Source organism: Deltaproteobacteria bacterium PRO3, assembly GCA_030263375.1.
Classification (GTDB): Bacteria; UBA10199; UBA10199; order DSSB01; family DSSB01; genus DSSB01.
This window is the reverse complement of sequence record SZOV01000041.1, coordinates 17,888-27,257: the sequence shown is the minus strand read 5'-3', so window position 1 is coordinate 27,257 and position 9,370 is coordinate 17,888. Positions and strand designations below refer to the sequence as shown.

The window sequence follows — 9,370 nt, the reverse complement described above, 5'->3', positions numbered from 1 at the left end:
TCACCGTCGCCGAGGCGCACGAGGCCGCCCTTCGCGCCTATTTGCGGACCGTCCTGCCGCGCTACGAGGCGGAGGGAAACCGCTTCGAGATCGGATTTTCCACGCAGAAGAAGTCCAGCGATACCGTCGCCGCCGACCTGCAAAACGGCCCCTTTCGGGATCGCGCGGGGCGGCTGGTCTTTCGCCCCTCCGGGCACGGGGCCTTGCTGGAGAATTTGGTCGCCCTCGAGGGCTCCGTCGTCTTCATCAAGAACATCGACAACGTCGCCCCCGACGCGAGGCGGGCCGACACCCTGATCTACAAAAAGGCCATGGCGGGCTTCCTCGCCGAGATCCAGGAGACCTGCTTTCGCTACCTCCGGCTCCTCGAGGCCGGGAGTCCCGCCCCGGCGGTCTTGGCCGAGATCGAGGCCTTCCTGTGCGGGACGCTCTCCGCTTCCTTGCCGACAGATTGGCCGGGGCTCGAAGCGGCGGCGCGGAGGGCTTGGCTCTTCGCGCGATTGAACCGACCGCTGCGCGTCTGCGGGATGGTCCCCAACCAGGGCGAGCCCGGCGGAGCTCCGTTTTGGGTGGAAGAGCGGGGCGGCGGCTTCTCGCTGCAGATCGTCGAGTCGGTCCAGGTGGACCCTGCGGACGCGGAGCGGCAGCGGATCTTTCGCGATGCGACGCATTTCAATCCCGTGGATTTGGTCTGCGGGCTCAAGGATTTTCGCGGGCGGCCCTTTGAGTTGGAAAAATTCGCCGATCCCGAGGCGGGATTTATCTCCGAAAAGTCCTACGAGGGAAAGCCGCTCAGGGCCCTGGAGCTGCCGGGCCTCTGGAACGGCGCGATGGCGCACTGGAACACGGTCTTTGTGGAGGTGCCGGTCTCGACCTTCACGCCGGTGAAGCGGATCGAGGACTTGCTGAGGCCGGAGCATTCGTAGGGGCGAACCTTGTGTTCGCCCCTACAGCTTCTTCTTGAACGCCTCGACCATCTCCACCGGCGCCGGGTCGATGCCGTAGGCCTGCGCCAGGTGATAGGAGGCGTAATCCGCCACCGCGAGGCCCTCGAACATCTCGAAGAGGGGGCTCTCCCCGCCGCAGGCCAGGCGGTGGATCGGGATCTCTCGGCCCAAGATTTCCTCCATCACGTCCATTCGGCGCTTCACGCGCGGGTGCATGAAGCGACTCTCCAGGAAGATCAGCGCGGGCTTCATCAGCAGGCGGGTGAAGCCGACCATCTCGTTGTGGTTCAGCTCGGGGAAGACGTTGCTGAAGCTCTGGATCTTGGCGTTCTCGTTGAACTTGATCTTCCAGATGCGCGCGGCCCCGGCGAATTCGGCGGGGCCGTAGACGATGGGCACGCGGTCGCGCAGGGCCTCGGCCAACGCCTTGCCGCGCGCCTCGCAGGCGTCTTGGACGCCGGAGAGGTGCTTCGCCAGCCGGTCCAGCAGAGCTTCCGGATTGGGAATCAAGGAGAGGCGGTGAAAGATCCCGACCAGGCTCGCGAAGAAATAGCCGCTGGCGCAACGCGGTTGAATGGATTCGGGGATCGGCACGTGAGGGATGCCGGCGGCCTTGGCCTTCGCCACCAGCTGCCCGCCATGGGACATCGCGATCGCCCGGCAGCCGCGGGCGAGGGCGTCGTCGAGCGCCGCGAGGGTCTCCTCGGTGTTGCCGGAATAGGAAGAGGCGATGCAGAGGTCTTGGGGGCCCGCCGCCGCGGGCAGCCGGTAGTCGCGGACGATCTCCAGTCGCGGGCCGGTGCCGAAGCCGTCGTTGACTAGATCCGCCGGCAGGGAGCTGCCGCCCATCGCCGCGTAGTAGACCTTGGCGCCGGGAGCCGGGGTCCAAGGGGTGAGCTTCGGATGGTCGCGGACGATCTTCCAGCTGGCGAGAAATTGCGCGGGGAAATTGCGAATCTCCTGATAAATATCCGGCTCCTTTCGAAAGATATCGTTCCAAAAATATAAGATCCGGAAGGGGGCTGGGAGTGGTTCGCCGGGCGTTGGTCCCTCTCGGATTTAAATTTCCTTTTTGGAATTAATGAAGATGGGGGCCATTATCCAGCGAAATTTGCCGATTTGGGATGGAGAATGAAAAACCCCCGTCGCGGGCGCCACACCCACGGCGGGGGTTCTGTTTTTCAACGCAAGCTTCGGCTCTCGCCGGAGGTCGGGTAACGCTTAGGCGGCGCCCATCGCGAATCCGGCGGTGTCGGAACGAAGCCGGGTCTCCTCCAGCTGGGCGCGCAGCTCGGGAGAGAGGGAGGCGCGGCTGGCGCGGGCCAGGCCCTCGGCGCGGTGCACCAGGCGCTCGGCGCGCTCGAAGCACTCACGGGCGCGGGTCCGGATCTCCTCGCGGCGCGCGCCGCTCACTCCGCGGGCGAGGCGGATGTCGAGCTCGGCGCCGGCCATCAGGTTGTTGGCCTCGGTCAGCAGGTCGGCGATGCGGTCGGCGCGGCTGCGGCGGCCGCGGGGCTCGGCGACGACGGGCGTCGGCGCCTCGCGCGACTCGAAATGCGGCGTCAGGCTGTAGTCCCGGTCGATGCCGTGATAGCGGGTCGTCGGACGGTAGCCGGCGAAGGCGATGCCTCCGGAGACCGGCTCGTGGGCGCGGGGGCCCGCCGCGCGGCTACGCCGGCTGCCCGAGCGGGTGATGCCCGCGAGCGAGGGCTCGGGGAGGTGGAAGCGATCGCGGCGGCCGTGGAGGCGACCGGCGGCGCGGTCGGCGCCGTCGGGGACGTGGGTGGTCAGGCGCGTGGTCGGCATCGAGGCGATTTCCGCCTGGGCGCGGGCGGCCAAGTCGTCGGCGGTAAGGACAGGAATGGTGAAGGTCATAACATAAGCTCCGTTATGGTATGCCCCCTACACACGCCTGGAGTGCGTTGGTTTATTGGAAGTGTGCAATGTACAAGATTAGCAAAAGGGATGCCAAATCAAGACGCAATGCGCCAAAACGGGAGGCGGCGGCTTCAAGTGACTGAAATTAAAATAGAAAACTTGCTCCGTCTTCCCGAAACCCGCGCCGGGCGCTGTCCCTGTTTTTGAGGGGAAGGCACCCCGACCCGCCGATCCGCGCCGGTCTTGGCTCTCCAGGCGGGGCCTAAATCCACTTCTTTTTCTTGAAAAACACGATCATGCCGACGACCAGGCTGATCATGAAGCCCCATAAGATATAGTAGAAACCCGGCCACTTGAATTCCGGCATGTACTCGAAATTCATCCCGTAAACGCCGACGATGAAGGTCAGGGGCAGGAAGATCGTCGCCCCGATGGTAAGGCGCTGCATGACGAAGTTCAGCTGGTTGGAGGACTCGGTCATCTTGATGGTCAGGACCGCCGCGTAGACGTCGAAGACCGCGCCGGCGTGCTCGCGCAGGGAGTCGAGATCCTGCAAGAGCGAATTCATGTCGTCCATCGCCGTCTTGAAGTAGGGCCGCGCCTCTTCCTTGATGAAGGGGATGACGTGCTTGTCGTCGAGCTGCCGGTAGACCTCGCGCTCGGGCAGGAGGCTCTTACGCATGCTGGCGACGAGCTTCTTGAATTTGAGGATCTGGTCCAGGACGTCGTCCTTTACGCCCTTCAGGACCTGCTGCTCGATTTCCTCCAGGTTGTCCTCCCACTCCTCCATGATCGGCTGGTAGTCCTTGATCGCCAGCTCGAGCAGGTTGAGCAGGACGTAGCTGGGCGAATCGCCCAGGGTGTCCTTGGGGCTATCGTGCACCCGCTGGCGGGCGGTGGCGAAGGTGCGGGAGAGGTTTTTTCCGTGGGAGGTCACGATGAAGTCGCCCGAGAAGAAGGCCTCGAATTCGCGGCGCTGGCAGGACTCGGTCTCGAAATTGTAGAAGACGCGGTGCAACGCGAGGAAGGCGTAGTCCTCGTAGATGTCGAGGCGCGCGGTGCCTACGCCCATCAGGACGTGCTCGATCGCGAGGGGATGAAAGTTGAAGATCTCGAGCAAGAGGTCGACTTCTTCCTCCGAGGGGTCCTCCATATCCACCCAGATGTAGTGGCTTTTGCGGCGCTTGGCCTCTTTGAGACGTTCGACGTCCTGGGTCTCGATGAATTCGCCTTCCGGCGAGCAGAGCATGATCTGGTACATGGCAACTCCGGAAAAATCCCTTGGAAGGCCGGCCGGGCCTCCCTTAAAATCCATGATTCGGGGGACTGCGGTTCCCCGGTCGGACAGGATGGGGGTGGCTTCGGCCGCCCCCTTTTTATTTGAGGGTTAATTTAACCGAAGAAGATGCGTTCGACCATCCAATAAAGCCCGACGGCGGCGATCAGGGCCAGGAAGACCGCTTTCAGGTAAAGGTAGGAACCCTTCAGCAGGCGGCTCAAGCCCAGGGTCAGGGGGTAGACTAGGGCGACGATCAGGACCTGGCCCAATTCCACCCCCAAATTGAAAAAGATCAAGGGAACGGCGAGATTGCCGGCCCGCAGGTCGGCCTCCTGTAGGATGTAGGAAAAGCCCAGGCCGTGGATCAGGCCAAAGGCGAAGGTCAAGACGATCATGGCCCGCGGCGTCCGCGGCCCCTTGGCGAAGAGGTCGAGGAGGGCCAAAAAGACGATGCTGGCGGCGATGATCGGCTCGACCACGGAGGGCGGCAGGGTGATGACCTCGAGGGTGGCCAGGGCCAGGGTGATGGAGTGGGCCAGCGTGAAGCTGGTGATGAGCCAGAGCAGGTCCTTGAATCGCCTGGCGCCGAAGATCAGGGCGAGGACGAAGAGGATGTGGTCGTAGCCGATGAGGATATGCTCGAGCCCGAGCTTGAGGAAGGCCAGGATGCTCTGTCCGAGGCTTTCTTCCGAGAAGGAAAAGTCGGAGTGCCCGGGCGCGAAGGTGTAGCTGAACAGCTTGTCGCCCAGCTTTGCCTTCATCAGGTGGCGGTGGCCGAGATCGCCGTAGAACAAATCGTAATGCACCTGCAAAGGCGCCCGGGGCGCGGGGCAATCGTAGCTCAGGACGAGGACCGCGGCCTCGACCGCCGCGTCCTTGGCGAAGTCGAGGCGCTCGAAGCGGCAGGCCTCGCCGCCGGCGCTTAGGGAAACGCGTTGCGGGATATAGGCCTGCAGCGTCGCGAGATCGGCGCGAGCGAATTTGGTGTCGAAGTCGCCCAGGTGCACCTTGTGCGTCCAGCGGGCCTTCGTCCCCTCGAGGAGGATTTCGCTGTCGGAGAGCTTGAGCTCGTGGGCGGAGAGCCCGGGGGCGAGCAGGGCGAGGATCAGGAACAGCAGTCCGGCGCCGCTTTGCTTCATGAAGATTTTTTGCCCTGCAGTTTCAAGGAGAGGGTGAGCAGGAACTTCGCCACCGGCTCGTCGCCCGAGATCTTGGGGGTGGTGGCGACGATCTTCAGGGTTTGGTTGGTGCGTTCGCCGCTTTCGATGGTCTCTTTCACCTGTTTTTCGATCTTGGCGCCGTCCTCGCAGATGAAGTGCACGTCGGACTCGGCGCGCTTGAGGAAGTCGGCGTGGAAGTCCTTGAAGATCAAGACGACGTTCTTTTTGCTGGCCTTGATCGACTGCATCGCCAGCAGTCCGCCGGCGCAGTCGGCGCCCATCGCCAGGGTGCCGAAGTACATCGACTTCAGGTGGTTGCGGGTCCAGAAGTTGAGGGGGATCTTCACCTCGCAGCGCTTCTTGTTGACCTCGATGATGGTCGGGCGCACCGAGAAGAGCAGGGGGATCTTGAAGAGTCCGAAGGCGCGCAGCGCCAGGGTTTCTTTGAGGTTGGCCATGAAGGGAAGATGGCACGGCCGGGGGCCCTTGGCAAGAATCCTCCTCGCGGGGCGGCCCGCTTTTTCCTTGGAGGCCCTCCGGCCGCGGCGTTATCATGGCGACAGGAGGGGGAGATGGCCCTGGCTCCGGAAAAAATCCGCAGCTTCACGCTCTTGGGTGCCTCGGGGTCCGGCAAGACCTCGCTCGCCGAGGCCCTGCTCTTCACCGCCGGCGTGACCCACCGGCTGGGGCGGGTCGACGAGGGCAGCTCGGTCCTCGACCAGGACCCCGAAGAGCTCAAGCGCAAGATCACCCTCTCCAGCAAGGTCCAATCCCTCGATTATCAAGGTTACCGGCTCTACTTCGCCGACTGCCCGGGCTTTCCCGATTTCGCGGCGGAGGCCGCCGCGCCCCTGGCCATGTTGGACGCGGCCGTCATCGTCGTCGACGCGACCGTCGGCGTCGACGTCGCCACCAAGCAGTTCTTCCAAGCGGCGGTGGCGCAAAAAAAGCCGATCCTCTTCTTCGTCAACAAGATGGATAAAGAGCACGCGGATTTCGACAAGACCCTGGCCGCGATCCAGTCGCAGCTGAGCAAGCACGCCCATCCGGTCAGCCTGCCCATCGGCGCGGGGCCCGGCTTTCGCGGCGTCCTCGACCTGATCGACGGGCGCGCCTTCCTCTACGAGAAGGGGCAGGCGGTGGAGAAGCCCGTGCCCCCGGAGGAAAGTGAGCGTTTTCAGGCGGCCCAGCGCCGCCTGATCGAGGAGATCGCCGAGACCGACGAGGCCCTCTTCGAAAGACTGGCGGGCGGCGAGACCTTGAAAAAGGACGACGTCCTGCCCCGCTTGATTCAGGACATCGAGGACGAAGAGATTCTGCCGGTCTTGGTCGGCAGCGCCCTACCGCCGCAGGGGATCGTCCTGTTGCTCGACACCCTCGATCATTTGATCCTGCCGCCCGACCGCCTGCCGGAGAAGACGGGGACGCAGCCGCAGAGCGGCGAGGCCGAGGTCCGCAAGCCCTTCGTCGCCGAGTCGGCCTCGGCGCAGGTCTTCAAGGTGCTCTCGGATCCCGGGGTCGGCGACATCTATTTTATGAAGGTGTTTTCCGGCACGCTGCGCCACGGCGAAGACCTGCGCAACGCGCGCAGCCAGGCGAGCGAACGCCTCGGCCACCTCTTCGTCTTCCAGGGCAAGGAGCGCAAGGAGGTGGCGGAGGCCACCGTGGGCGAGGTCGTCGGCGTCGCGAAGCTCAAGAACACGCGCTTGGGCGACACGCTGGGCGATCCGGCGCGGCCGATCCAATACCCGCCGATCGTCTTTCCCGAGCCGGTCCTCTCCCTCGCGATCCATCCCAAGACGCGGCAAGACCAAGAGAAGCTCGGCTTGGCCTTGGGGAAGCTCAGCGCCAACGACCCGACCTGCCATTTTCACATCGACCCCGAGACCGGCGAGACCATCGTCTCGGGTAGGGGCGAGGTCCACATCGAGGTGCTGACCGAGCGCCTCAAGGAGCGGCACGGGATCGAGATCACGCTGGGCAGGCCCCACGTGCCCTACCGCGAGACGATCACGCGCAAGGTAAAGGTGCAGGGCAAGTACAAGAAGCAGTCCGGCGGCCACGGCCAGTACGGCGACGTCTGGCTGGAGGTCGAGCCGCGGCCCTTGGGTTCGGGCTTCGAGTTCGTCGACGCGATCAAGGGCGGGGTGATCCCTGCCAAATACATCCCGGCCGTCGAGGCCGGCGTGAAGGACGCCATGCAGAAAGGAACCTTGGCCGGCTATCCGGTGGTGGACTTGAAGGTCACACTCTGCGACGGGACCTACCACTCCGTCGATTCCTCCGACCTGGCCTTCCAGATCGCGGGCTCCATGGCCCTGAAGAAGGCCGAGGAGGAGGCTCGGGCCATCTTGCTCGAGCCGATCATGCGCGTCGAAGTCGCGGCGCCGGCCGAGTTCACCGGGGCGATCACCAACGATTTAAGCGCGCGGCGCGGGAAGATCGTCGGCATGACGCAGGACGGGGAGATGCAGGTCGTGCAGGGCGAGGTCCCGATGGCGGAGCTCTTCAAGTACGCGACCGACTTGCGCAGCCTGACGCACGGGGCGGGCTTCCACCGGACGGAGTTCTCCCGCTACGAGCCATTGCCGCCGCAGCTCTTCGACAAGGTGGAGAAGCGAAAAAAAGATTAATTGGGAATGACGATCTTGTCGCCCGCGCCCCAGGTCTTGGGCGTCGTGTTGGGGTTGTTGGGCGTGCGATTGGGGTAGAGTTCTTCGATCAGCATGCGCACCGCCTCGCCGAAATAGACCTTGGGATTGGCCTTGCAGTAGTCGTCGAGCCATTGCCGCACAAAGTGGTAGTCCTTCGAGCCGGCGATGTTTTTCGTCTTGGGGTCCAGCGCGTTGAAGGCGCTGAAGAAGCCCTGGACCCAAACGATGTAGACGTTTTTCTTCTCGATGGGCTTTTTCGCGTATTTTTCGCAGAACTCGGCGCCCTCCCCGATGTCCATGGAGGTGTTCTGGGCGAAGCCGGCGGCCGAGCTCAGGGAAAAGAGGGCGGCGGCTAAGAAAAATAGGAGTTTCTTTTTCATGCCGAAGCATTATCTTCCCGGCGGGAATCCTGTCAATTTATGAATGGCCTCCGCTCCTGGAAAGAAGAAAGGCAGTCCGCCTACCTCTACGGCATCCTCGCGCGCCGCGAGCCGCGCCAGGACATTGCGGCGCTTTTCGCCAAGCTCGCCGTCGAGGCGGAAAAACAGGCGGAAATATGGGCCGAAAAGCTCAAGTCCCAAGACAAGCCGCCGCCGCCCTATCGCCCCGACCTCCGCGCCCGCAGCGTGGCCGCCCTGATCGAGCGCTTCGAGCCGCGCCGCCTCAAGCCGGTCCTGGCTGCGATGAAGATCCGCGGCCTCTCCGCTTATTCCAAGGCCCTGCCGGGACACCCGATGCCAACCGACGTCGAGCAGGTCGGCCGTCGCCACCGTGGCCCCGGCGTTACGGGCAACCTGCGCGCCGCCGTCTTCGGGGTCAACGACGGCCTGGTCTCCAACGCCAGCCTGATCATGGGTATCGCGGGCGCCTCCAACGACAAGCTCTTCATCCTGCTCTCAGGGATCGCCGGTCTTTTGGCGGGGGCCTTTTCGATGGGGGCAGGGGAGTTCATCTCGGTGACCTCGCAGCGCGAGATGTTCGAGCACCAGATCGACCTCGAGAAAAAGGAATTGCAGGCCTACCCCGAACAGGAGGCGGAAGAGCTGGCGCTGATCTACCAGGCGAAAGGCCTCACCCAAGCGGAGGCGCGCGACTTGGCGCACAAGATCATCGCCAATCCGGACCGCGCTCTCGACACCCTGGCCCGCGAGGAGTTGGGGCTCAATATCGAGGAGCTCGGCTCGCCTTGGGGCGCGGCGATCTTTTCCTTTCTGTCCTTTTCCGGCGGGGCCCTGATCCCGCTTTTGCCCTTTCTGTTCTCGCGCCATCCGCACGGCCTTTGGGTCTCCGTCGGTCTCACCGCCTGCGCGCTGTTCGGCGTCGGCGCCACCTTAAGTCTCTTCACCGGCCGTCGCGCGGTGTGGAGCGGGCTGCGCATGCTCTTGATCGGCGGCAGCGCCGGCGCGGCCACCTTTCTCATCGGCAAGCTGCTGGGTGTGACCTTGAGCTGAG

The 9,370-nt window shown here is 64.0% G+C and carries 9 protein-coding genes; 3 read left to right on the top strand and 6 right to left on the bottom strand.

What is annotated here, in order from left to right:
• A partial coding sequence (locus tag FBR05_08105) for a DUF4301 family protein (protein ID MDL1872156.1) occupies window positions 1-926 on the top strand: 926 nt, incomplete at its 5' end.
• A gap of 21 nt (window positions 927-947) precedes the next feature.
• Here FBR05_08105 and FBR05_08100 read toward each other — a convergent pair.
• The 5 genes from FBR05_08100 to FBR05_08080 all read right to left on the bottom strand — a co-directional run bounded on the left by FBR05_08100 (window position 948) and on the right by FBR05_08080 (window position 5,722).
• Window positions 948-1,796 (bottom strand): hypothetical protein, encoded by an 849-nt coding sequence (locus tag FBR05_08100; GenBank protein MDL1872155.1) that lies wholly within the window; start codon window positions 1,794-1,796, stop codon window positions 948-950.
• A 372-nt stretch (window positions 1,797-2,168) separates the two neighbouring features.
• The gene (locus FBR05_08095) at window positions 2,169-2,822 is read right to left on the bottom strand and encodes a hypothetical protein (protein MDL1872154.1); all 654 of its coding nucleotides are present in this window, start codon (window positions 2,820-2,822) and stop codon (window positions 2,169-2,171) included.
• A 265-nt stretch (window positions 2,823-3,087) separates the two neighbouring features.
• On the bottom strand, window positions 3,088-4,140 hold the full coding sequence (gene corA, locus FBR05_08090; protein ID MDL1872153.1) for a magnesium/cobalt transporter CorA: 1,053 nt from the start codon (window positions 4,138-4,140) through the stop codon (window positions 3,088-3,090).
• A gap of 77 nt (window positions 4,141-4,217) precedes the next feature.
• Window positions 4,218-5,243: a HupE/UreJ family protein gene (locus tag FBR05_08085; protein MDL1872152.1), complete on the bottom strand. Its 1,026-nt coding sequence runs from the start codon at window positions 5,241-5,243 to the stop codon at window positions 4,218-4,220.
• Window positions 5,240-5,722 carry a DUF4442 domain-containing protein gene (locus FBR05_08080; GenBank protein MDL1872151.1) on the bottom strand — a complete coding sequence of 161 codons (483 nt, stop codon included), beginning with the start codon at window positions 5,720-5,722 and terminating at the stop codon, window positions 5,240-5,242. Before FBR05_08080 ends, FBR05_08085 begins: the two co-directional genes overlap by 4 nt.
• Before the next feature lie 9 nt (window positions 5,723-5,731).
• Here FBR05_08080 and FBR05_08075 point away from each other — a divergent pair, with 9 nt between their 5' ends.
• Window positions 5,732-7,897, top strand: coding sequence for an elongation factor G (locus FBR05_08075; protein MDL1872150.1), 2,166 nt, complete (start codon window positions 5,732-5,734; stop codon window positions 7,895-7,897).
• On the opposite strand, the gene FBR05_08070 is transcribed toward FBR05_08075, so the two are convergent.
• On the bottom strand, window positions 7,894-8,298 hold the full coding sequence (locus FBR05_08070; protein MDL1872149.1) for a hypothetical protein: 405 nt from the start codon (window positions 8,296-8,298) through the stop codon (window positions 7,894-7,896). The two genes, FBR05_08075 and FBR05_08070, sit on opposite strands and share 4 nt — an antisense overlap.
• Before the next feature lie 39 nt (window positions 8,299-8,337).
• Between FBR05_08070 and FBR05_08065 the strand changes: the two genes are divergently transcribed.
• Window positions 8,338-9,369 (top strand): hypothetical protein, encoded by a 1,032-nt coding sequence (locus FBR05_08065; GenBank protein MDL1872148.1) that lies wholly within the window; start codon window positions 8,338-8,340, stop codon window positions 9,367-9,369.
• Window position 9,370: the final 1 nt, after the last annotated feature.

Excerpts from the sequence above, each read along its gene's own strand:
- FBR05_08065 (MDL1872148.1), top strand. The coding sequence starts at position 8,338 with ATGAATGGCCTCCGCTCCTGGAAAGAAGAAAGGCAGTCCGCCTACCTC.
- FBR05_08100 (MDL1872155.1), bottom strand. The coding sequence starts at position 1,796 with ATGGGCGGCAGCTCCCTGCCGGCGGATCTAGTCAACGACGGCTTCGGC.
- corA (MDL1872153.1), bottom strand. The coding sequence starts at position 4,140 with ATGGATTTTAAGGGAGGCCCGGCCGGCCTTCCAAGGGATTTTTCCGGA.
- FBR05_08095 (MDL1872154.1), bottom strand. The coding sequence starts at position 2,822 with ATGACCTTCACCATTCCTGTCCTTACCGCCGACGACTTGGCCGCCCGC.
- FBR05_08070 (MDL1872149.1), bottom strand. The coding sequence starts at position 8,298 with ATGAAAAAGAAACTCCTATTTTTCTTAGCCGCCGCCCTCTTTTCCCTG.
- FBR05_08085 (MDL1872152.1), bottom strand. The coding sequence starts at position 5,243 with ATGAAGCAAAGCGGCGCCGGACTGCTGTTCCTGATCCTCGCCCTGCTC.
- FBR05_08075 (MDL1872150.1), top strand. The coding sequence starts at position 5,732 with ATGGCACGGCCGGGGGCCCTTGGCAAGAATCCTCCTCGCGGGGCGGCC.
- FBR05_08080 (MDL1872151.1), bottom strand. The coding sequence starts at position 5,722 with ATGGCCAACCTCAAAGAAACCCTGGCGCTGCGCGCCTTCGGACTCTTC.